Below are 22,310 nucleotides of genomic sequence, written 5' to 3' on the forward strand. Positions count from 1 at the left end.
GGTGCCGCTATGCAATCCGTACACGACCAACTAACCCATTTACGCACCCTGCTGCGCCACCACGAGTACCAGTATCACGTGCTTGACGCACCGGAGGTGCCGGACGCCGAGTATGACCGGCTGCTCGGTGAACTGCGCGCGCTGGAAGCCGAGCACCCTGAGCTGATCACGCCGGACTCCCCCACCCAGCGCGTGGGCGCCGCCCCGCTGGCGGCGTTTGGCCAGGTGCGGCATGAGGTGCCGATGCTGTCGCTGGACAACGCCTTCGATGAAGAGAGCTATCTCGCCTTTAACAAGCGCGTACAGGACCGGCTGAAAAGCAGTGATGAGGTCACCTTCTGCTGCGAGCTGAAGCTGGATGGCCTGGCGGTCAGCCTGCTGTATGAAAACGGCCTGCTGGTGCGTGCGGCCACGCGCGGCGACGGCACGACCGGTGAAGATATCACCAGTAACGTGCGCACCATCCGCGCCATCCCCCTGGTGCTGCGCGGGGAGCAGATCCCGGCGCGGCTGGAGGTGCGCGGCGAAGTGTTTATGCCGCAGGACGGCTTTGAGAAAATGAACGACGAGGCGCGGCGCACCGGCAGTAAGGTGTTTGCCAACCCGCGCAACGCGGCGGCCGGCTCGCTGCGCCAGCTGGACCCGCGCATCACCGCCAAACGTCCGCTGACCTTCTTCTGCTACGGCATTGGCGTGGTGGACGGTGGCGAGATGCCGCGTAGCCATCTGGCGCGTCTGGAGCAGCTGCAGGCCTGGGGCCTGCCGGTCAGTGACCGGGTGCGCCTGTGCCATACGGCGCAGGAGGTGCTGGCGTTCTATCAGCAGGTGGAAGCCGACCGGCCGACGCTGGGCTTTGATATTGACGGCGTGGTGATCAAGGTGGATTCGCAGGATCTGCAGGAGCAGCTGGGCTTTGTTGCCCGCGCACCGCGCTGGGCGGTAGCCTTTAAGTTCCCGGCGCAGGAGCAGCTGACCACCGTGCGTGACGTAGAGTTCCAGGTCGGGCGCACCGGAGCGATCACACCGGTTGCCCGGCTGGAGCCGGTGCTGGTGGCGGGAGTGATGGTCAGCAACGCCACGCTTCACAATGCCGATGAAATTGAGCGGCTGGGGCTGAAGATCGGCGATCGGGTGATGATCCGCCGCGCCGGCGACGTGATCCCAAAAGTGGTCAGCGTGGTGGAATCGGCCACTGATGCGCGTGAGGTCGTTTTTCCTCGCCACTGCCCGGTATGCGGCTCGGACGTTGAGCGCGTCGAAGGTGAAGTGATCGCCCGCTGCACCGGCGGCCTGATCTGCGGCGCACAGCGTAAAGGCGCCTTAAAACACTTCGTTTCGCGTCGCGCGATGGATATCGACGGCATGGGCGAGAAGATCATCGATCAGCTGGTGGATAAAGAGTACGTCAAAAATCCGGCCGATCTGTTCGACCTGACGGCGGGGAAACTGACCGGGCTGGATCGTATGGGGCCAAAGTCGGCGCAAAACGTGGTTGATGCCTTGCAGAAGGCGAAGCAGACTACGCTGGCGCGGTTCCTCTACGCGCTGGGCATCAGCGAAGTCGGTGAAGCGACCGCCGCCAACCTCGCCGCGCATTTTGGCACGCTGGACGCGCTGATGGCGGCCGATCTGGAAGCGCTGATCGCGGTGCCGGACGTCGGCAGCGTGGTCGCCAGCCACGTGCGTAACTTCTTCGATGAGGAGAGCAACCGTGAGGTGATCCGCCTGCTGATTGAGAAGGGCGTCGTCTGGCCGGACGTGGTGGTGGTGAGGCCGGAGGAGATCGACAGCCCGTTCGCCGGTAAAACCGTGGTGCTGACCGGTTCACTGAGCATCCTGTCCCGTGATGAAGCCAAAGACCGGCTGGTGGCGCTGGGCGCTAAGGTCAGCGGCAGCGTCTCGAAAAAGACCGATCTGCTGATCGCCGGTGAAGCCGCCGGCTCCAAGCTGGCGAAAGCGCAGGAGCTGGGCATTGCGGTGATTGACGAAGCGGAGATGGTCCGCCTGCTGGGAGAGTAAGATGGAAAAGCAGCACCTGCTGGAGATCGCCAATACGCCGATGCCGTTCGGTAAATACAAAGGACGGGTGCTGATCGACCTGCCGGAGGAGTATCTGCTGTGGTTTGCCCGCAAGGATGAGTTCCCGCAAGGGCACCTGGGTGAGCTGATGCAGCTGACGCTGGCGATTAAGATCGAAGGCCTGGAGGGGCTGGTAAACCCCTTAAAACGTGGTTGAGCCGTAATAAGCCCTTTTAAATAGTCACGCGCGTGACGCTACCTTCGCAGCAGCAGGGCTGGCAGGCGACCTTTGTCGAAGCCACCTTCAGAGACGGTTATGTGGCAACCACCCCGGTCTATATCACGCCGGATGATAAATTCCCGACGGTGGCACCGCCGCAGAAAGGGCAGGCCTGTGGCACCCTGCCGGGGCGTGGGCTCGGCGCTTAACCCTGGCGACAAGCCGTGATGCCGGTGCAGCCCAGTAGCTTTACCGGCATCGCCGCTTATTTTTGCGACTCAACCGCCACGCTGCCCTGTTTTTCCTGTTTAGCCTGCTTCTCACCGGCTTTTTTATAGCGCTGCGCCAGCATAGAGCAGACCATCAGCTGTACCTGGTGGAAGATCATCAGCGGCAGCACGATAATCCCCACCGCTGCGGACGGGAACAGAATATTGGCCATCGGCACGCCGTTAGCGAGGCTCTTTTTCGAGCCGCAGAACAGGATGGTGATTTGGTCAGCCCTGTTGAAGCCAAACAGCCGTGCGGCGGCGAGGTTAATCGCCAGCACCAGGAACAGCAGCGCCAGGCTCCCTACCACAATCCACAGCAGCGTCATGCCGCTCACGCGCTGCCAGATGCCGTTCACCACCGCTTCACTGAAGGCGGAATAGACCACCAGCAGGATCGACGCCTGGTCGGTTTTGCCAATCAGACCACGATTTTTCTCAACCCAGCCGGCGATCCAGCGGCGTGAAAGATGGCCAAGTACAAACGGCAGCAGCAGCTGCAGCATAATTTTACCAATCTGCTCAACGCTGCCGCCGGCGGCGTCACTGTGCACATTCATCAGCAGCCCGACCAGCAGGGGGGAGATAAACACCCCAAGCAGGCTGGAGGCTGAGGCGCTGCAGACGGCGGCGGCCACGTTGCCTCCGGCCAGTGAGGTCAGGGCAATCGATGACTGCACGGTGGCCGGCAGAATGCACAGATACATAAAGCCGGTGTACATCTCGGTGCTGAGCGGCAGCGGGTGCCACCAGACAAACAGCATGCCGAGCGCCGGGAACAGCACAAAGGTGCTGAACATCACCCACAGGTGCAGCCGCCAGTGGCCGCCGCCGGCGATGATCTTCTCACGAGAGAGCTTGGCACCGTGCATAAAGAACAGCAGGGCGATAGCGGCGGTGGTCAGCCACTCAAAGAAATCAACGAAGTGACCGCGCGCCGGCAGAAAGCTGGCCAGCAACACGGTGATAATCAGTTTCAACATCAGTGGATCGATACGGAAAATGCCCATTGTTAATGCCTGGTTAAAAAATCATGGATGCTATTGTGCATCTGACCGGTTTATAAATAAAATCGATTTATTGAATCCATATATGAAATAAACAGATGAATTACTCCTTACGTCAGCTCAGGGTGTTTGTGGCGGTGGCGCAGCAGGGCAGCTTCAGCAGGGCCGGGCAGCTGATTGGCCTCAGCCAGTCGGCGGTCAGCCACAGCATTAAAGAGCTGGAGGCGGAGATGGGCATCCGTCTGCTGGATCGCACCACAAGGGAAGTCCTGCTGACCGAAGCCGGCGAGCAGCTGGCCAGCCGGCTCGAGCGGCTGCTGGAGGAGCTGAACAATACGCTGCTCGACGTGCGCAGCTACGGTCAGCAGCGCAGCGGGACGGTGCGGGTGGCGGCCAGCCAGACGGTTTCCGCCCATCTTATGCCGCAGTGCCTTGCAGCCGGCCAGCAGCACTACCCGGAGATTAAGGTGATGCTGCGCGATCGCCCGCAGCAGTGGGTGTTGCAGAGCGTGCGTAACGCCGAGGTGGATTTTGGCATCGTGATCGGTCCGCTGCAGGATGACGACCTGGAGTGCGAGGCGATTCTGGAAGAACCCTTTCTGCTGCTGTGTCGCCGCGACGATCCGCTGGCGCGGGAAGCCGCGGTCAGCTGGCAGATGCTCAACCAGCGTACGCTGGTGCTGCAGGACTATGCCTCGGGTAGTCGGGTGCTGATCGATCGGGCGCTGCGGGAGCAACAGGTACAGGCGGAGATTGCTCAGGAGATCGGTCACCCGGTTACCCTCTATCCGATGGTGGAAGCGGGCATCGGCATCAGCATTCTTCCCGCGCTGGCGCTGCCGTTGCCGGAGGGACGTCCGCTGCTGGTGCGGCGGCTGCTGCCGGAAATAAACCGTTCCGTTATGCTGGTACGGCGTAAAAACCGCTCGCTGACGCCCGCCGGTGAGGCAATCTGGCAGCTGGTGCGCCAGCAGGCCGAACTGCTGACGCAACAGCGCCGCCTGACATCACCGTTTTAGATATAGACGTTCAGGGTATTGGTTTCGGTTGGACGGTTGACGCCGTCGGCCACCTTGCTGCTGCCGCTGTCGGCGGCTTTGCTCTGCTGCGCCTGGGCGGCGGCCTTCTCCGCCTGCTGCTGCTGGATTTGCGCAAGCTGCGCCTCCAGTAGCTGGATTTGCGCCTGAATCAGCTGCTGTTTTTCCTGTTTCTGCTCGGTGGTCAGGGTATTGTCCGAGCTGAGGTCCTTCAACTGCTGCTGCAGGGCGGTGATCTGTTTAGCAATACTGGCCGTCTGGGAAGCCCCGCCGCTGCCGGAAGATGAACCGGACGTCACCGAGGGGGTGCTGGTACTGATAGTGGACATGGTTTACTCCTTTCTGGTTAACCATTAACGGTTATCGGAGCGGGGGCGCAGAGCTTGAGGCGATAAAGCGTAAAAGAAGCGATAAGAAAGTGAAAGGGAAGCCGTTGCCGCTGGCAACGTTGTCTCGCTGTCGCTCGACCCGAACCTGCTGCAGGTTCGAACCCTGACGATTTGCGCACAGCAAAAAGGCGCCTTTAGGGCGCCTTCTTAACACTGGTGGGTCGTGCAGGATTCGAACCTGCGACCAATTGATTAAAAGTCAACTGCTCTACCAACTGAGCTAACGACCCGATATGGTGGGTGATGACGGGCTCGAACCGCCGACCCCCTCCGTGTAAAGGAGATGCTCTACCAACTGAGCTAATCACCCATATCGTTACTGCTGCCGGACATATCGCAAATTATGGTGGGTGATGACGGGCTCGAACCGCCGACCCCCTCCGTGTAAAGGAGATGCTCTACCAACTGAGCTAATCACCCATAACGCGAATTTCCGGGTACTGCTTAACACTGCGGGCATCATTCAATTTGAATGGTGGGTGATGACGGGCTCGAACCGCCGACCCCCTCCGTGTAAAGGAGATGCTCTACCAACTGAGCTAATCACCCCCGCTGTGTGGAGTCGCATTATAGGGAACCGCCAAAATGAGTCAACGCTTTTTACGGGGAAAAGGTGCGTTCGTCGTAAAAATAATCAACCTGCTGTGTTTGCAGGCAAAAACCGCCGCGGGCTGGCGGATTTTATTCATGCAACTGCGGCATAAGGGGGGATTGGCGTTGAGGATTCGCCCTGCGGTGATAGAATATGTGCCACTCAAAGCAGGGCCGGTATCGGCTCTGCCTCAGGCCAAAGCATTCGCGTAATAAGGCAGTCATTAATGAAAATCAAAACCCGTTTCGCTCCCAGCCCAACCGGCTATCTGCACGTTGGTGGCGCACGCACGGCGCTCTACTCCTGGCTGTTTGCCCGTAACCTCGGCGGCGAGTTTGTGCTGCGTATTGAAGACACCGACCTGGAGCGTTCCACCCAGCAGGCGATCGATGCGATCATGGATGGGATGAACTGGCTGAATCTTGACTGGGATGAGGGCCCGTATTACCAGACTAAACGCTTCGACCGTTATAACAGCGTGATCGACCAGATGCTGGAAGCGGGCAGCGCCTATAAGTGCTACTGCTCAAAAGAGCGGCTGGAAACCCTGCGTGAAACGCAGATGGCCAACGGCGAGAAGCCGCGTTATGACGGCCGCTGCCGCGACAGCCACGACCATCACGCGGATGATGAACCGCACGTGGTGCGTTTCCGTAACCCGCAGGAAGGCTCGGTGATTTTCGACGACCAGATCCGCGGACCGATCGAGTTCAGCAACCAGGAGCTGGATGACCTGATCATTCGCCGTACCGACGGCGCGCCGACCTACAACTTCTGCGTGGTGATTGACGACTGGGATATGGGTATTACCCACGTGATCCGCGGTGAAGACCATATCAATAACACCCCGCGTCAGATCAACATCCTGAAGGCGATTGGCGCGCAGGTTCCGGTTTATGCGCACGTGTCGATGATCCTCGGCGACGACGGCAAAAAACTGTCCAAGCGCCACGGCGCGGTGGGCGTGATGCAGTACCGCGATGACGGCTACCTGCCGGAAGCGCTGCTTAACTACCTGGTGCGCATGGGCTGGTCTCACGGCGATCAGGAAATTTTCAGCGTGGAAGAGATGACCAGACTGTTCTCGCTGGATCAGGTCAGCAAGTCTGCCAGTGCCTTTAATACTGAGAAACTGCAGTGGCTGAACCACCACTATATCAATACGCTGGCGCCGGAATACGTGGCTACCCAGCTGCAGTGGCATATCGAGCAGGAAAACATCGACACCCGCACCGGGCCTGAGCTGGCGCAGCTGGTCAGGCTGCTGGGCGAACGCAGCAAGACGCTGAAAGAGATGGCCGCCTCCTGCCGCTACTTCTATGAAGAATTTGATGAGTTTGACGCGGACGCCGCGAAGAAGCATCTGCGCCCGGTAGCGCGTCAGCCGCTGGAAGTGGTGCGCGACAAGCTGGCCGCCCTGAGCGACTGGACGGCGGAAAACGTGCACGCGGCGATTCAGGCCAGCGCGGATGAGCTGGAAGTGGGGATGGGTAAAGTCGGTATGCCGCTGCGCGTCGCGGTGACCGGTGCCGGGCAGTCACCCGGGCTGGACGTAACCGTTCACGCTATCGGTCAGTCGCGCAGCGTGGCGCGGATTGGCAAAGCGCTGGAGTACATCAGCGCCCGCGAAGCGCAGTAAGCGCAATAAAAAACCGGCCTGATGGCCGGTTTTTTTTCAGCTGTTACCGATGCCCAGCCGCTGCAGAATACCCTGAATCCCTTCCCGCAACAGCAGTGCCGCCAGCTGTTCCTGCTCTTCGTTGCTGAGTTGCTGTAACGAACTGACCAGCAGCGCCGGTAACGTATTCTGATTAACGCGATAATGCGCCGCCGGCTCGGCAGCGTGGCGTGTTGATTTCAGATACTGCCTTACCCGCTCATCAATATGGATGATGCGCGCCTTTCCACCCTGAACGCCCGGTTTCGGCGCGGTGGTCCAGCCCTCTTTCTTCACCCACTTGTTGATGGTTTGTCTGCTGAAGCCCGTTTGCTGTGCCAGTTCTTCCGGTGTTAACCAATCCTTTTTCACTTTAATGTCCCTTTTGCCGAATAAAGTAATTGAACATATTACAACAATTCATCACGCGAACAACCAATTAGAATGCCGAACCTTGCAGCAAAACGAGCGAAAAAGAGCGAAATGACGGGAAATGCTCCCCCGCTGACCGCAGGGGAGGGAGCGATCAGCGGGAAAGGGCGCTCTCTTCCGGGCGCGGACGGTAAGCAAGGTAGTAGGCGAGGCCAACAAACACCGCGCCGCCAACGGTATTGCCGAGGAACACGGCAACAAAGTTAGGCAGGTACTCGCCCCAGCTCAGATACCCCGCAAAGATTGCCGCAGGTACCACAAACATATTAGCCACCACGTGCTGGAAGCCGATCGCCACGAAGGCCATGATCGGGAACCACATGCCGAGGATCTTGCCGACCACGTCTTTACTGGAGTACGCCAGCCAGGTAGCCAGGCACACCAGCCAGTTGCAGCCGATGCCGGAAATAAACGCCTGCAGGAAATCCGCGTTGACCTTGGCGTTGGCAATCGCCAGCGTCTTCTTCAGAAACACGCCTTCGGTCATACCCAGCATATGGCCAAACAGCCATGCAACGGTAATACTGCCGAGGAAGTTGGCCAGCGTCACCCAGAACCAGTTTTGCAGCACGTGTTTCAGCTGGATCTGGCGTGAGAACCAGGCCATCGGCAGCAGCATCATATTGCCGGTCAGCAGCTCACCGCCACACAGAACGGTCAGGATAATCCCCACCGGAAACACCGCAGCGCCCAGCAGCAGGCTGAATGAACCCCATTCAGGAGGCAACTGGTAAACAATATGGATATAGAGCAGGAAGCCGAAGCTAATAAAGGAACCGGCCATGAAACCGAGGATCAGAATGGCGGAGATCGGGGTATGACTTTTCGCCACGCCGGATTGCACGGCAATGGCGGCGATTTCTTTTGGTGTATGCAAAGACATGGGAGACTCTGGATGTAAGTAACAGGAGAAACTACCGGAGGCGGCGGCGCTTATCCTGCGCGATAACGGCCCCGGTATCCGTAAGCGGGCGCAGTTTTGCATGGGATTTTAACAAATACAAGTGTGAATTTTCTTCATAATAACGATTACTTAACAGAAAATGCTAAATTACTGATGTGTATTGATATTTCTAAACCTTGCCCGCTTTGTGGGCAATTTCTGTTGCCGTGCACCCGGCCATAAGCCGTGCCTCAATTAATGATGATGTTCCCGCCGCCGCCGCCGATCTTTCCATTGTCTGCGAACTGGCAAGGCACTTCTCACCCTTGTCACCCATTGACTAAAGCATGAGCCGCGATCGTCATCATCTGCCTCACAGGGCAAAAGCCATTATCACGGTTATCTGCCTCACAGGGTAAAGCCGTTGTCATGCTCATCTGCCTGTCGGCCCGCACTCTTTTCTCCAGCTGCTGTCTGCAAACGCCTTTTTGCTCTGCGTAGTGGTGCGAATTGCCGCCTTCTTTTTGCCTTAGCCTGTTGAATTAACCGACAAATTAGTGCTTTTTTCAGCGCGGTGGCGGCTTTTTCAGCGATCGGTCGCAGTTTTAAAATTTGCCGTTGACACTCCGGCCCCCGTTCCATAATATGCACCCCGTCAACACGACACGGCTTTTCGGACTGGGGGTATAGCTCAGCTGGGAGAGCGCTTGCATGGCATGCAAGAGGTCAGCGGTTCGATCCCGCTTATCTCCACCAAATCTTTACCAGAGGATGAGGTGGCACCGAAAGCCGAAGTTTTATGCAGTGGGGGTATAGCTCAGCTGGGAGAGCGCTTGCATGGCATGCAAGAGGTCAGCGGTTCGATCCCGCTTATCTCCACCAAAATTCTTAAATCTTCTGATTTAACACAAAATCTGCTCAGGCGGATTTTTGTCGTTTCTGCGGTCTGAAATCGGCGGGTGGCTATTTTAATCACGCCCCGAAAACAGAACGGGCCGGCATTGCCGACCCGCCACCCGCTATTCATCACTCACTGCTCACTGCTCACTGCTCACTGCTCACTGCTCACTGCTCACTGCTCACTGCTCACCGCTTACAGCCTGCAACCCACAGTTCACGATTCACAGTTCACAGTTCACAGTTCACAGTTCACAGTTCACAGTTCACGTTTGACGATGCACCGTTCGCGGCTGGCCGCTCACCACGCTGCGCTTTACGCGGCCAGCACCTTAAAGCGGTGGCTGCCGTCACGCGCCAGCTGCGCAGGCAGGCCCTGGCGCCAGGCGTCCTGCAGGGCGATTTCTGCCGCGCTGGGGTTGCTGCGCTCCTCCGGGCGGAGAAAGCGGTCGATGCGTGGCAGCAGCAGCGTGGTTTCACCCTGTTCCACCGGCAGCCCGGCCGCTTTCCACGCGGTATTGCCGCCGGTCAGCACCTGCACCTCTTTGCCGGTCAGCTGGCGCAGCTGCTCCGCAGAGTAAGCGGCCAGCAGGCTGCTGCCACAGGTCACTACGTAGCGCTCTGCTGCGGGCAGCGCGTCTGCCCCGGCGGTGGTCAGCGCCGAGCGTTGCAGCCAGGCCGCGCCGGGAATATGCGCGTTGACGTAGTTGGCGCTGGTGGTGAAGTCCAGTACCTGGGTATCACCTTCCGCCAGCCGCGCCGTCAGTTCGGCCGGTGTCACCTGAGGCTGAGCATCCAGTTCAGGCACCTTCGGTGACCAGCCACCGCTGACGCTGAAGTCTGCCGCCTGCAGGCCATCAGCGATCGCCACCTGCCAGCCCTGCTGCGCCAGCCAGCTGGCCGCGACGGCGGCACGCACGCCGTCACCGTCGTCGATCAGCACGATGCGCGCATTCAGCACGCTGGCGAACTGATCGGTCTCTTTTACCAGGTGCGCGGCAGGTACGGAGCGTGAGCCAGGCAGGTGCCCCTGCTGATACTCCGCCAGCACGCGTACATCAAACAGGTACAGCGTCCGCTCCTGCTGTTGCCACTGCTGCAACCCGGCCAGAGTGATGCGCTGCACCCCGGCACGATCGGCCAGCGTACGCGCTTCCACCGCGCTTAACCGTGCGCCGTTGTCCTGGCTCTCCAGCTGCAGCGCCAGCTGTTCTGTGCCAAGCAGTGGGGTGGCCGTAGAGTTGTCGACCAGGCTGGCAAAGCCGTTTGCCGGGCTGTTAACGCCGCTGAACAGCTCACCGCCGCCTTCCACCCAGCCTGCCAGCCCACCGGCCAGCAGGGCGACGTCGGTATAACCAATCTCCCGCAGCCGCTCGGCCGCCACGCGTGCCAGGCCCTCGCCGTTATCGTACAGGGTGACCGGCGTGTTCAGCCGGGGAATGCGGTTCAGGATCTCAATATCCAGCTTTGATACCGAGATATTGACTGCAAACAGCGGATGTCCACCGGCAAACGGCACCTCTTCACGGGCGTCGACCAGCGCCAGCTCTTCGCCGGCGTTCAGCGCGTTCAGGAGGTGTTGTGTATCACGGATTAACAGGTTTTTCTCAGACATATCAGCAGTTCCGAATCGGGGCGATGACGCGAGCGTCGTTCGCGGGGCAGGGGAGGTGTGGCTCAATCCTGGATCCGAAAGGCAGCGAGGGGAAATGCGTAATAATTGATAAGAAAGAAAAAATCAGCAATTACGGGCGGGGCCGGGCGGCCCCGCCAGAGAATTACAGCACCAGACCGGCGATGGAAGCGGAGAGCACGCTCACCAGCGTCGAGCCGTACAGCAGTTTCAGACCGAAACGTGACACCACGTTGCCCTGCTCTTCATGCAGACCTTTAATCGCACCGGCGACGATGCCGATCGACGAGAAGTTAGCGAAGGAGACCAGGAACACCGACAGGATACCTTCCGCACGTGGCGACAGGGTACCGGCGATCTTCTGCAGGTCCATCATGGCAACAAATTCGTTAGAAACCAGTTTGGTGGCCATAATACTGCCCACCTGCAGCGCTTCACCGGCCGGAACGCCCATCACCCATGCAAACGGGAAGAAGACGTAGCCGAGAATGCCCTGGAAGCTGATGCCGAAGATGGTGTCGAACAGGGCGTTAATGGCGGAGATCAGCGCGATAAAACCGATCAGCATCGCGGCCACGATCACTGCCACTTTGAAACCTGCGAGGATATATTCGCCAAGCATTTCAAAGAAGCTCTGTCCCTGATGGGTGTTGTTCAGCTTCAGATCTTCTTCGCTGTCCACGCGGTACGGGTTGATCAGCGACAGCACGATAAAGGTACTGAACATGTTCAGCACCAGTGCGGCGACCACGTACTTCGGCTGCAGCATGGTCATGTAGGCACCGACGATTGACATCGACACGGTCGACATCGCGGTAGCTGCCATGGTGTACATGCGGCGTTCAGACATTTTGCCGAGGATATCTTTATAAGCGATAAAGTTCTCTGACTGTCCCAGAATCAGCGAGCTGACCGCGTTAAATGACTCCAGTTTCCCCATGCCGTTCACCTTCGACAGCACCGTACCGATGGCGCGGATGATGATCGGCAGGATGCGGAAATGCTGCAGAATACCGATCAGCGCGGAGATAAACACGATCGGGCAAAGCACGTTCAGCCAGAAGAAGGCCAGTCCCTTATCGCTCATATTACCGAAGACGAAGTTAGTCCCCTCTGCGGCATATTTAAGCAGTTTTTCAAACAGATCCGAAAAGCCTTTCACGAATCCAAGGCCGGCTTCTGAGTTCAGGAAGAACCAGGCCAGCACAACTTCAATCACCAGCAGCTGTATGACAAAGCGGACGCGGATATTTTTGCGGTCACGGCTGACCAGTAAGGCCAGCACGGCAACCAGCGCCAGCGCCAAAGCGAAGTGAAGATAGCGGGACATGTATGCTCCAAATTTGAGGGCAGTTATATTTCGTTGCACATTCTATGTAACAAGGAGCGGAAAAACGAGAACTGCGTCGCAATATAACAATTACCTATTGCATGGGATTGCAGAAAAGCTTGAGGCGTCACAGGTTTTTGGCCGTAAACGGCCGTCAGCGTGGTTGATTATCCGCGCAGGGGGGCCTTTAGTGCAATACGCGCTCAATGATGATGAAAAAAACAGCCTGCGTCTGGAAAGCAGATTCTCAATCCCCTACAGTGTCTGAGGACGCATTTTTGCGCCATGCTGACATATTTATACAAATTATAGCCATTGCTATAACTTTTAGCGCTTGCTATTTTGGTGGATATAAAACACCCGATATGCCGGTGTATTTATCACTACGTTGTCAGAACCGGGCGTGAAGCCACGCCAACCAGGGGTAACCACCATGCAGGAAAGTCGTACTGCAGAACAGCGCATCCGCAGCCAGCGAAAAGTCAAATTTGCCCTGATGGGGCCGGCTTTTATCGCCGCGATCGGCTATATCGACCCCGGCAACTTCGCCACCAATATCCAGGCCGGCGCCAGCTACGGCTACACGCTGCTGTGGGTGGTGGTGTGGGCCAATATCATGGCGATGGTGATCCAGCTGATGTCCGCCAAGCTTGGCATAGCTACCGGCAAAAACCTTTGTGAGCATATCCGCGACCGCTATCCGCGCCCGCTGGTGTGGTTCTACTGGGTACAGGCGGAAATCATTGCCATGGCCACCGACCTTGCGGAATTTATCGGCGCGGCAATCGGCTTTAAACTGGTGTTTGGCGTCAGCTTACTGCAGGGCGCGGTGCTGACCGGCGTGGCCACGTTCCTGATCCTGATGCTGCAGAACCGCGGGCAGAAACCGCTGGAGCTGCTGATCGGCGGCTTGCTGCTGTTCGTTGCCGCGGCCTACATTATTGAACTGTTCTTCTCGCAGCCGAACGTGGTCGAGCTGGTGAAAGGGATGGCGATCCCGTCACTGCCGACGGCGGACGCCGTGCTGCTGGCGGCCGGGGTGCTCGGTGCCACCATTATGCCGCACGTCATCTACCTGCATTCGTCGCTGACGCAAAAGGATGAAGGCGGCACGCGCGGCGAGCGCTACAGCGCCACGCGGATGGATGTGGCGGTCGCCATGACCATCGCCGGTTTCGTTAACCTGGCGATGATGGCCACCGCCGCCGCCGCTTTCCACTTTAGCGGCCACAGCGGCGTGGCCGAGCTGGAGGAGGCGTGGGTCACCCTCGACCCGCTGCTGGGCCGCTCCGCCGCGCTGGTGTTTGGCCTGAGCCTGCTGGCGGCGGGGCTCTCCTCGACGGTCGTCGGCACCATGGCAGGCCAGGTGGTGATGCAGGGCTTTATCCACTTCCATATCCCGCTGCTGGTGCGGCGGGTGATCACCATGCTGCCGTCGTTTATCGTGATCCTCTCCGGGATCGAGCCAACGCGCATTCTGGTGATGAGCCAGGTGCTGCTGAGCTTTGGTATCGCGCTGGCGCTGGTGCCGCTGCTGGCCTTTACCGGCAACCGTCAGCTGATGGGCGACATGACCAACTCGCGGCTGATGCAGAATATCGGCTGGCTGATCGTCATCCTGGTGGTGATCCTGAACGGCTATCTGCTGGTATCGATGCTGCGCTAGGCAACGCTGCGATCGTCACCACCTGCGCTGATGGCGTTACCTGAGCTCATCCGGGGAAGACCTGAACCCTCACGCAAAAAAGCGGCTCCTGATGAGCCGCTTTTTTTTAACTGCGCAACGCTGTCACTCGCATGATGCCTTAGCGATGGCGTTCAGTTAGCTGCGCCATGATGCGCTGTGCTGTGGGTTAATGGTGACGACGCCACTCCTTTTCATGATGGCGACGTTCTTTCTCGTGGTGACGCCACTCGCGCTGCCGCTCACGTTCGTGCCAGCGGCGCTCTTTTTCCCACTGATGATGGCGGCGCATCTGCTCATGGCGTCGCCATTCGGCGTGCCGCCACCAGCGCCCTTCGTCGTAGCGGTAATTATTCTTCCACCAGCCCCGGTCGCGCCAGCGGCCGCCGTCCCAGTAGCGGCCACGATCGTCCTGGTCGCCTAAATGGAGGGTGACGCCGGGCAGCAGTGAAATGCTGGCACCGGTGGCCTGTGCTGTGTTGAAAAGCGGAAGTGCTAAACCTGCCAGCAGGCTGGCAATAATCAGAAAGCGTTTCATTGTTTCTCCTTATCAGCGGCATAACGTCACCGCCCTGACGGGGAGAATATAAGGCGTCATCCGGTGAGACTATCTGGCTGATTCTGAAAAATCGGCCCCGGCGCGGATTTAAGAGTTGTCTGGAGAAGGTCTCTGGACACAGGGCGGGGTTCACTGCGCTGCTACAGACGTTATGACAACGTGAAACCGGCTGGGCAGATCGGCCGGGAACTAACGGGTAAGCACAGGTCCGGATACGCTGAAAGTGCAAAACAGCCTGGTAACAGGTCCGGGAGCCGTCAGGTTTCAGGCTCCCGTCAGCCTGGGTATAAAGCAGGATTCAGGGCAGCCTGTCAGGGCCCATCGCCCGTAACAGACTGCAAAGAATACGGTTTCGCTCAGAGGATCGTGTCAGCCCAGAATGGCGTCGATCTGCGCCAGCTCCTGTTCGCTAAAGGTGCGCTGCTGCAGCATGCCCAGCGCATCGTCGATCTGGCTGACCTTGCTGGCACCGATCAGCACCGAGGTCACGCGGTCGCCGCGCAACACCCACGCCAGCGCCATCTGCGACAGCTTCTGCCCGCGCTGCTGCGCCAGCGCGTTCAGGCGGCTGACCTTATCCAGCGTCTCCGGCGTTAAGCGGTCGCTGCTGAGGAACGGGCTGCCGCTGGCCGCGCGCGAGTCCTGCGGAATACCGTTCAGATAGCGGTCGGTAAGCATGCCGCCGGCCAGCGGTGAGAAGGCGATTGAGCCAACGCCCTGCTCAGACAGCACGTCCAGCAGGCCACCTTCCGGCGCGCGGTCAAACATCGAATACTTCGGCTGGTGGATCAGGCACGGGGTGCCCAGCTGTTTCAGCATCGTAATCGCCTCTGCCGCCAGCCCGGCCGGATAGTTGGAAAGCCCGACGTACAGCGCCTTGCCCTGGCGGACGATGTGGTCCAGCGCGGTCATGGTCTCTTCCAGCGGGGTTTCCGGATCGGGACGGTGGTGATAGAAGATATCCACGTACTCCAGCCCCATGCGCTTCAGGCTCTGATCGAGGCTGGAAATCAGATATTTACGTGAACCCCAGTCGCCGTAAGGGCCATCCCACATGGTGTAACCGGCCTTGCTGGAGATCACCAGCTCATCGCGCCACGGGCGAAAATCTTCGCGCAGGATGCGGCCAAAATTCTCCTCGGCGGAGCCGGGCGGCGGGCCGTAGTTATTGGCCAGATCGAAATGCGTGATACCGTTATCAAACGCGTGGCGCAGCAGGTCACGGCTGTTATCGACGCGGGTGCTGTCACCAAAATTGTGCCATAACCCAAGAGAAATCGCCGGAAGCTTAAGGCCACTGCGCCCGCAGCGGTGATAGGTCATGCCGTCATAACGATGTCCATCTGCCTGATAAAACATAATATTTTCCCATAAAAGAAGATGAGTCCGGTAACGCAGCGGTTTAGTGTATACGTTTACACTATGCGAAAGCGCGCGGCAGATCGCAACTCAGACACTTTGTAGCGCGTAACGCTGGCTTGCCAGTTTTGCCGTGGAAATTCTGCGGCCGTCGCACGTTCGATCGCGGCCAGAGGTCTGATTATCGCAGATACTCAAAGCGTTAGCTCAACCGGAGAGTGTGCGATGAACAGCTATACCGTTAGCGACTATCTGCTGGCCCGCCTGAATGAGATCGGCATCGATCATCTGTTTGGCGTGCCTGGTGACTACAACCTGCAGTTTCTCGATCATGTGATTGCGCATCCGCAGCTGGCGTGGGTCGGCTGTGCTAACGAGCTGAACGCCGCCTACGCGGCAGACGGTTACGCCCGCTGCCGCGGCGCAGGGGCCCTGTTGACCACCTTCGGCGTGGGGGAGCTGAGCGCGCTGAACGGCGTGGCCGGCAGCTACGCCGAGTATCTGCCGGTGGTACACATTGTCGGTGCCCCGGCGCAGGCCTCGCAGCGCAGCGCGGAACTGCTGCACCACACGCTGGGCGACGGCGACTTCCGCCACTTTCTGCGTATGCATCAGGAGGTGGTGGTCGCCAGCAGCGTGCTGACCGCCGACAACGCTGCGGCGGAAATTGACCGGGTGCTGGTCTGCGCCCTGCGCGAGCGCCGCCCGGTCTACCTGCTGCTGGCGACCAACGTAGCGGCCAGCCGCATCCTGCCGCCGGTAATGCCGCTGGATCGCGCTCAGAGCGTGGATAACGAACAGCTGCAGGCTTTTAGCATGGCGGCAGAGCGGCAACTGGCCGCCGCTCAACGCGTTTCCCTGCTGGCCGACTTTCTCGCCGACCGGGCGCAGCAACGCGAGCGGCTCAGCGCCTGGCTGAGCGAGGTGCCGATGCCGTTTGCCACCCTGCTGATGGGCAAAAGCGTGCTGCCGGAGTCGCTGTACGGCTTTGCCGGCACCTATGCCGGCCGCTGCAGCGCCCCTGCCACCCGCGAGGTGATTGAACAGAGCGAGGTTATTATCACCGTCGGCGTTAAGTACACCGATACCATCACCGCCGGTTTCACCCAGCAGATCCCCGTAGAAAAAAATATCGACGTTGGCCTGTTCAGCAGCCGGGTCGCCGGCCGCGAGTTCAGCGGCATCCCGATGGCGCAGGCGCTGGCGGAGCTGCACCGGCTGGCGCTGCGGTACGGCAGCGGCTGGCAGCGGCAGATTATTGCCCCGCCGGAGATGGAGCAGGAGGACGCGGACGACCTGACCCAGCGGGGGTTCTGGCAGGCGATACAGGCCTTCCTGCGCCCCGGCGATATCCTGCTGGCCGATCAGGGCACCGCGGCGTTTGGCGCGGCGGCGCTGCGTCTGCCGGCGGAGGCGCGGCTGGTGGTACAGACGCTGTGGGGATCGATCGGTTACACGCTGCCCGCCGCTTTTGGCGCGCAGACGGCCGCGCCCGAGCGCCGGACGATCCTGATTATCGGCGACGGGGCTGCCCAGCTGACCATCCAGGAGCTGGGCAGCATGCAGCGCGACGGGCTGCACCCGCTGATCTTCGTGCTGAATAACGACGGCTACACCGTCGAGCGGGCGATTCACGGCGCTGAGCAGCGCTATAACGACATCCCCGGCTGGGACTGGACGCGCCTGCCGCAGGCGATGCAGCTCGGCAGCCAGGCGCAGTGCTGGCGGGTGACCCAGGGCGTGCAGCTGCACGGCGTGCTGGAACAGATTGCGGATGCCTCGCGCCTGTCACTGATTGAGGTGGTGCTGCCGCAGCAGGATGTTCCGCCGCTGCTGGCGGCGGTGACGCAGTCGCTGGAGCAGCGTAACAGCGTGGAGTGAGGGCGGCAGTTGTTGTTTTGCCTGCAGATACTTATAGTAACGCTCATTCTTTTCAGCGGAGCTAAACCACCATGACGCAGTTTGCCCTAGTCGGCGACGTCGGCGGCACCAACGCGCGTATCGCGCTGTGCGAGATCGAAACCGGGGCCATTTCACAGGCCAAAACTTTTTCAACCTCTGATTACGCCAGTCTGGAAGCGGTGATCCGCACGTTCCTGGACGAGCAGAAGCTGGAGATCCGCGAGGCGTGCATCGCTATCGCCTGCCCGATTACCGGCGATCGGGTTGAGATGACCAACCATGACTGGAGCTTCTCCACCCGCGAGATGCAGGGCAACCTTGGCCTGCATCAGCTGGAGATCATCAACGACTTCACCGCCGTTTCGATGGCGGTGCCGATGCTGTCTGCCGACGATCTGCTGCAGTTCGGCGGCGGCGCGCCGGTTAAAGACAAGCCGGTAGCGATTTACGGTGCCGGTACCGGGCTGGGGGTGGCGCATCTGGTTCACGTTGACCAGCGCTGGGTCAGCCTGCCGGGCGAGGGCGGCCACGTTGACTTCGCTGCCAACAGTGAAGAAGAAGACCAGATTCTGGAAGTGCTGCGCGGCGAGCTGGGCCACGTCTCCGCCGAACGCATTCTGTCGGGCGGCGGGCTGGTTAACCTCTACCGGGCGATCGTCAAATCCGATGACCGGGTGCCGGAACCGCTGAAGCCGCGCGACGTTACCGAACGCGCGCTGGCCGACAGCTGCACCGACTGCCGCCGCGCGCTGGCGATGTTCTGCGTGATTATGGGGCGCTTCGGCGGCAACCTGGCGCTGAACCTTGGCACCTTCGGCGGCGTCTATATCGCCGGTGGCATCGTGCCGCGCTTCCTCGAATTCTTTAAGGCCTCCGGCTTCCGCGCGGCCTTTGAAGATAAAGGGCGTTTTAAAGCGTACGTTGCCGATATCCCGGTGTACCTGATCACCCACGATCAGCCGGGCCTGCTGGGCGCCGGTGCGCACCTGCGCCAGGCGCTGGGCCGCGTACTGTAAGCCTAAGCTCCGCCAGCCGCTGCGCTACAGGCGCATCAGCTGGCGGAAGGCTTTCACCTTGCTGCGGCTGACCGGCACCTGAAACTCCAGGTCGCGAAGCTTGAGGATATAGGTGCTGTTAAACCAGGGTTCGATCTCGCGGATCTTGCTGATATTGACGCAGTACGAGCGGTGGCAGCGGAAGAATTCCGCTTCCGGCAGCCGGCTGCAAAACTCGCTGATATTCACCGACATCACGTACTCTTCCCGCCGCGTATAGACAAACGTCAGCTTCTCATGGGCTTCCACGTAGTAGATATCATTGATATCGGTAACGATAATCCGCTCATCCTTCACCAGATTGACGGTGTGCGCCGCCGGGCGTGACGCCGCGCTGCTCAGCGGCGGATGCTGCTGGCTGTGGCTCTCCAGCTTGCGCAGCAGGGTGATGATGCGCATCTCGTGATACGGCTTCAGTATGTAGTCAAACGCCTCCAGCTCAAAGGCGTCCACCGCATGCTCTTTGTAGGCGGTAATGAACACGATCAGCGGTTTACTGGCAAACTTGCTGATATTTTGTGCCAGCAGCATGCCGTCCAGCGACGGAATGTTGATGTCGAGAAAAATCACGTCCACCTGGTGGGTCTGCAGGTACTTCAGCACCTCCAGCCCGTCGTCAAAGGTGGCGACAATCTCGATCTGACTGTGCTGGCGCACCAGCCAGCTCAGCTCCTGCTGGGCGAGGAACTCATCCTCAACGATAATCGCTTTCATATGTTTATCCGCCTCAGACAGACAGCGTTACGCGTGGGTTTCCCGGCAGCAGGCCACCGTTTTTACTCACGCAGAAGGAAATTTCGGTACCGGGATTCAGGCGCTGAATGGACAGCCCCTCGCCATATAACAGGCGGACCCGGTGGTGAACGTTAAGCAGGCCGATTTTATTGCCGGGCAGCTCGTTGTTTCTCACGCGCGCCATCACCTCTTCGCTGATGCCGTTGCCGGTATCGCGCACGGTAATCCGCACCCGATCGCCGAGGTCGTTGATGCCGAGCGTCACCACGCCTTTGCCGCGGCAGGGGTGGATGCCGTGCACGATGGCATTCTCAATCAGCGGCTGGATCAGCAGGCTGGGCAGCGAGCAGCTGACGTCCTCTTCAATATCGTAAAATACCGACAGCTTGTCGCCGAAGCGCGCCTGCTCAATGGCGATATAATCCATCACCTGATACAGCTCTTTCTTGATATCGATTATCTCATCGTCATTCAGCTCAAGGTTATAGCGCAGATAACGGGACAGATTGGTGATCAGCTGGCGGGCGGTGTCCGGATTGAGGCGGATCGAGGCGGAAATTGCGTTCAGCGCGTTAAACAGGAAGTGCGGGTTAATCTTGCTCTGCAGCGCGCGCAGCTCGGCTTTATTGGCCATTTCCCGCAGCTGTTCGGCGCGGGAGACCTCCAGCTGGGTGGAGATAATCTGCGACAGCCCGACCGCCATCTCCTTCAGTGACCAGGTGATACGGTGCGCGTGGCGGTAGTAGATTTTCAGCGTGCCGGTCACTTCGCCTTTTTCCCACAGCGGGATGACGATCATCGAGTGGATTTCCGGCGTGCGGTGCGCCTCATCATTGTTCTTAATGATGATTTTACCCTCGGCGATCGCCGTGGCGGTGGTCGGGCTGATGCCGTCATCGCCGTTATGGTAATTTTCCTCGCCGACGCCGACGTAGGCGAGGATCTGCTCTTTACTGGTCATCGCCACCGCGTCGGCGTGAATATCCTCGCGGATAATGGCGCAAATCTGGCTCAGCGACTGGCTGTTGACCTGACGAAACAGCGGCAGGGTTTTATTGGCGATATCCAGCGCCAGTTTGGCCTGGCGGGCGGCTATCGCCTCGCGCTCTCCCTCCACGCTCTGCACCAGCAGCACGATAATGCCGATGCTGGTGGTGCCGAGGATCATCGGCAGCGCAATATCGCTGACGATCGCCACCCCCAGCGAGGTCGGCGTCGCCCACAGCACGATCAGCAGCATGGTCAGCGATTCGCACAGCATGCCGCCGAGAATACCCACGGTCCAGCGCTGCTCCCTGAGCACCTTAAGGTTGATCCAGCCGGAAATAATGCCGGCGGTGATGCTGGTAATCAGGCAGGGCACCGAGGTGACGCCGTGGATGTCGATCAGGAAACGGTGGGTGCCGGCAATCACCCCGGTGGCGATGCCGACCCAGGGGCCGAACAGAATGCCGCCGGACATAATGGCGATGGTGCGCACGTTGAGCAGCGAGCCGTCGACGTTGACGCCGGTCCAGGTGCTGAACAGCGCAAACAGCGAGAAGATGGCGGTGACCGCCGCCAGCTCCTGACGGGAGTGCTCCTCCTTTTGCAGCAGCTGACGAAAATGGCGGGTGCGGGTGATAAAAAACAGGCAGATTAGCATCAGCGCTGCGCGATCAAACACGGCGAGCAACATCTCAAACATCGAATGCACGGGCGTCTCGGCTGGCGGAACAGAATAGGCCTATGATAGGGAAAGCCAGCGTAATCCGCTACTTCATCTGCCGTTCTCCCGTCACCGTAAGATCGGCTGGCGTAAGGCGGCCGTGAAAATCCTTCTCAAAATCGTCCGCCACGTCGTCCAGCTGCTGGCCGGTTTAAAGATCTGAACATGCTCCGGCAGCGCCCTGCGCAGCCGCGCGGCGATCGGTCGAATCGCGTCCGGAATATTGTCGATTCTGAGACGGGTCATGGTCGTTCTTCGCGAAGTTATCTGCGATGATGGTCCACTACACGACGAAAAGCGGCAGGTAAAAGAGAGGCATTTTCGTTGAGACTTCCCCTTTTAGTGAGCAAAAAATGCAGCTGAACAGTGAACGACTGACTCTGAGCCTGATGCAGCCGACAGACTGGCCGCTGTTCCTGCAGATCCACTCTGATCCGGTGTGCATGGAATTTATCAGCGCCGTACCGCAGCTGGCGGATATTCGTCAGCGATTCCAGGACCGGCTGGCACCCTGGCAGGTGACCAGTTTTCATATGCTGTGCCTCGTCATCCGTCGGCGGCAGGACGGGCGGTCGCTGGGGATGATCGGCGTTACCGCCGAGTGGGCACCGTACCGCCAGGCAGAGATCGGCTACACCCTGTGCAGCGACGCCTTTGGCCAGGGCTACGGCACGGAAGCGCTGGGGGTGGTGAGCCGCTGGCTGTTTGCCGACTGTGAGTTTCACAAGCTCAAGGCGCAGGTGGTGGAGGGCAATATGGCATCACGCCGGGTGCTGGAAAAAAACGGTTTTGAACTGGAAGGCACGCTGCGTGATAACTACCTGCTGCGCGGCCGCTGGGTCAACGACTGGCTGTTCGGACGCATCAATCCCGGCGAATAAAAATTTTAATCAGCCTCTCGACAGCGGTTCCGTTCTCCGGTTATGTTCATTGCTCGACCACC

At 59.4% G+C, this 22,310-nt stretch carries 20 protein-coding genes, 6 tRNA genes and 1 pseudogene; 12 read left to right on the forward strand and 15 right to left on the reverse strand.

Annotation, left to right across the window (positions count from 1 at the left end):
• Window positions 1-9: 9 nt before the first annotated feature.
• The 3 genes and pseudogenes from ligA to GKQ23_RS07590 form a co-directional block, all read left to right on the forward strand.
• Window positions 10-2,019: an NAD-dependent DNA ligase LigA gene (gene ligA / locus GKQ23_RS07580; RefSeq protein ID WP_212410189.1), complete on the forward strand. Its 2,010-nt coding sequence runs from the start codon at window positions 10-12 to the stop codon at window positions 2,017-2,019.
• Window position 2,020: 1 nt separating this feature from the next.
• Window positions 2,021-2,236 (forward strand): DUF3820 family protein, encoded by a 216-nt coding sequence (locus tag GKQ23_RS07585; RefSeq protein ID WP_212410190.1) that lies wholly within the window; start codon window positions 2,021-2,023, stop codon window positions 2,234-2,236.
• A 56-nt stretch (window positions 2,237-2,292) separates the two neighbouring features.
• A pseudogene (locus GKQ23_RS07590) lies at window positions 2,293-2,448 on the forward strand (PhoPQ-regulated protein); the annotation flags it as partial.
• A gap of 56 nt (window positions 2,449-2,504) precedes the next feature.
• Here the strand turns inward: GKQ23_RS07590 and GKQ23_RS07595 are convergent.
• Complete coding sequence (locus GKQ23_RS07595; RefSeq protein WP_212410192.1) at window positions 2,505-3,518, reverse strand: bile acid:sodium symporter family protein; 1,014 nt, start codon at window positions 3,516-3,518, stop codon at window positions 2,505-2,507.
• 95 nt (window positions 3,519-3,613) lie between these two features.
• Here GKQ23_RS07595 and GKQ23_RS07600 point away from each other — a divergent pair, with 95 nt between their 5' ends.
• A complete protein-coding gene (locus tag GKQ23_RS07600; protein ID WP_212410193.1) occupies window positions 3,614-4,534 on the forward strand; it encodes a LysR family transcriptional regulator in 921 nt (306 codons plus the stop codon).
• Here GKQ23_RS07600 and GKQ23_RS07605 read toward each other — a convergent pair.
• The 5 genes from GKQ23_RS07605 to GKQ23_RS07625 form a co-directional block, all read right to left on the reverse strand.
• On the reverse strand, window positions 4,531-4,881 hold the full coding sequence (locus tag GKQ23_RS07605) for a FlxA-like family protein (RefSeq protein WP_056239160.1): 351 nt from the start codon (window positions 4,879-4,881) through the stop codon (window positions 4,531-4,533). The genes GKQ23_RS07600 and GKQ23_RS07605 overlap by 4 nt on opposite strands.
• A gap of 214 nt (window positions 4,882-5,095) precedes the next feature.
• Window positions 5,096-5,171 (reverse strand) — tRNA-Lys (locus tag GKQ23_RS07610).
• Between the two features lie 4 nt (window positions 5,172-5,175).
• Window positions 5,176-5,251: transfer RNA gene (locus GKQ23_RS07615), tRNA-Val, on the reverse strand.
• A gap of 34 nt (window positions 5,252-5,285) precedes the next feature.
• Window positions 5,286-5,361: transfer RNA gene (locus tag GKQ23_RS07620), tRNA-Val, on the reverse strand.
• A 53-nt stretch (window positions 5,362-5,414) separates the two neighbouring features.
• Window positions 5,415-5,490: transfer RNA gene (locus GKQ23_RS07625), tRNA-Val, on the reverse strand.
• 36 nt (window positions 5,491-5,526) lie between these two features.
• Here GKQ23_RS07625 and GKQ23_RS07630 point away from each other — a divergent pair.
• On the forward strand, window positions 5,527-5,745 hold the full coding sequence (locus GKQ23_RS07630) for a hypothetical protein (RefSeq protein ID WP_056239162.1): 219 nt from the start codon (window positions 5,527-5,529) through the stop codon (window positions 5,743-5,745).
• A gap of 14 nt (window positions 5,746-5,759) precedes the next feature.
• Entirely contained in the window at window positions 5,760-7,172 is a 1,413-nt protein-coding gene (gene gltX / locus GKQ23_RS07635) for a glutamate--tRNA ligase (RefSeq protein WP_056239165.1), read from the forward strand.
• A 36-nt stretch (window positions 7,173-7,208) separates the two neighbouring features.
• On the opposite strand, the gene GKQ23_RS07640 is transcribed toward gltX, so the two are convergent.
• Window positions 7,209-7,562 (reverse strand): YfeC-like transcriptional regulator, encoded by a 354-nt coding sequence (locus tag GKQ23_RS07640; protein ID WP_056239168.1) that lies wholly within the window; start codon window positions 7,560-7,562, stop codon window positions 7,209-7,211.
• 154 nt (window positions 7,563-7,716) lie between these two features.
• Window positions 7,717-8,505 (reverse strand): formate/nitrite transporter family protein, encoded by a 789-nt coding sequence (locus GKQ23_RS07645; RefSeq protein ID WP_212410194.1) that lies wholly within the window; start codon window positions 8,503-8,505, stop codon window positions 7,717-7,719.
• 680 nt (window positions 8,506-9,185) lie between these two features.
• On the opposite strand from GKQ23_RS07645, the gene GKQ23_RS07650 reads away from it, so the two are divergent.
• Window positions 9,186-9,261, forward strand: a tRNA-Ala gene (locus GKQ23_RS07650).
• Window positions 9,262-9,311: 50 nt separating this feature from the next.
• Window positions 9,312-9,387 (forward strand) — tRNA-Ala (locus GKQ23_RS07655).
• 331 nt (window positions 9,388-9,718) lie between these two features.
• On the opposite strand, the gene GKQ23_RS07660 is transcribed toward GKQ23_RS07655, so the two are convergent.
• Both GKQ23_RS07660 and GKQ23_RS07665 read right to left on the reverse strand, forming a co-directional pair.
• Window positions 9,719-11,017: a rhodanese-like domain-containing protein gene (locus GKQ23_RS07660; RefSeq protein ID WP_212410195.1), complete on the reverse strand. Its 1,299-nt coding sequence runs from the start codon at window positions 11,015-11,017 to the stop codon at window positions 9,719-9,721.
• Between the two features lie 163 nt (window positions 11,018-11,180).
• Complete coding sequence (locus GKQ23_RS07665) at window positions 11,181-12,365, reverse strand: NupC/NupG family nucleoside CNT transporter (RefSeq protein ID WP_056239175.1); 1,185 nt, start codon at window positions 12,363-12,365, stop codon at window positions 11,181-11,183.
• A gap of 433 nt (window positions 12,366-12,798) precedes the next feature.
• Between GKQ23_RS07665 and GKQ23_RS07670 the strand changes: the two genes are divergently transcribed.
• Window positions 12,799-14,031 carry an Nramp family divalent metal transporter gene (locus GKQ23_RS07670; protein WP_056239178.1) on the forward strand — a complete coding sequence of 411 codons (1,233 nt, stop codon included), beginning with the start codon at window positions 12,799-12,801 and terminating at the stop codon, window positions 14,029-14,031.
• A gap of 187 nt (window positions 14,032-14,218) precedes the next feature.
• Here the strand turns inward: GKQ23_RS07670 and GKQ23_RS07675 are convergent, their stop codons facing one another.
• Window positions 14,219-14,587 (reverse strand): DUF2502 domain-containing protein, encoded by a 369-nt coding sequence (locus GKQ23_RS07675; RefSeq protein ID WP_056239184.1) that lies wholly within the window; start codon window positions 14,585-14,587, stop codon window positions 14,219-14,221.
• A 390-nt stretch (window positions 14,588-14,977) separates the two neighbouring features.
• Window positions 14,978-15,967 carry an aldo/keto reductase gene (locus GKQ23_RS07680; protein WP_056239186.1) on the reverse strand — a complete coding sequence of 330 codons (990 nt, stop codon included), beginning with the start codon at window positions 15,965-15,967 and terminating at the stop codon, window positions 14,978-14,980.
• Between the two features lie 225 nt (window positions 15,968-16,192).
• Here GKQ23_RS07680 and GKQ23_RS07685 point away from each other — a divergent pair, with 225 nt between their 5' ends.
• Window positions 16,193-17,848, forward strand: a complete 1,656-nt coding sequence (locus GKQ23_RS07685) for an alpha-keto acid decarboxylase family protein (protein WP_212410196.1) — start codon at window positions 16,193-16,195, stop codon at window positions 17,846-17,848.
• Between the two features lie 71 nt (window positions 17,849-17,919).
• Window positions 17,920-18,885: a glucokinase gene (gene glk / locus GKQ23_RS07690; RefSeq protein ID WP_212410197.1), complete on the forward strand. Its 966-nt coding sequence runs from the start codon at window positions 17,920-17,922 to the stop codon at window positions 18,883-18,885.
• Between the two features lie 24 nt (window positions 18,886-18,909).
• On the opposite strand, the gene GKQ23_RS07695 is transcribed toward glk, so the two are convergent.
• The 3 genes from GKQ23_RS07695 to GKQ23_RS07705 form a co-directional block, all read right to left on the reverse strand.
• Window positions 18,910-19,638 carry a LytTR family DNA-binding domain-containing protein gene (locus GKQ23_RS07695; RefSeq protein ID WP_056239195.1) on the reverse strand — a complete coding sequence of 243 codons (729 nt, stop codon included), beginning with the start codon at window positions 19,636-19,638 and terminating at the stop codon, window positions 18,910-18,912.
• 13 nt (window positions 19,639-19,651) lie between these two features.
• Complete coding sequence (locus tag GKQ23_RS07700; RefSeq protein ID WP_305827403.1) at window positions 19,652-21,337, reverse strand: sensor histidine kinase; 1,686 nt, start codon at window positions 21,335-21,337, stop codon at window positions 19,652-19,654.
• Window positions 21,338-21,436: 99 nt separating this feature from the next.
• Complete coding sequence (locus GKQ23_RS07705) at window positions 21,437-21,613, reverse strand: hypothetical protein (protein ID WP_212410199.1); 177 nt, start codon at window positions 21,611-21,613, stop codon at window positions 21,437-21,439.
• A gap of 107 nt (window positions 21,614-21,720) precedes the next feature.
• Between GKQ23_RS07705 and GKQ23_RS07710 the strand changes: the two genes are divergently transcribed.
• Window positions 21,721-22,248, forward strand: a complete 528-nt coding sequence (locus tag GKQ23_RS07710; RefSeq protein ID WP_212410200.1) for a GNAT family N-acetyltransferase — start codon at window positions 21,721-21,723, stop codon at window positions 22,246-22,248.
• Window positions 22,249-22,310: the final 62 nt, after the last annotated feature.

Origin of the sequence: Erwinia sp. E602 (assembly GCF_018141005.1) — a bacterium.
Classification (GTDB): Bacteria; Pseudomonadota; Gammaproteobacteria; order Enterobacterales; family Enterobacteriaceae; genus Erwinia.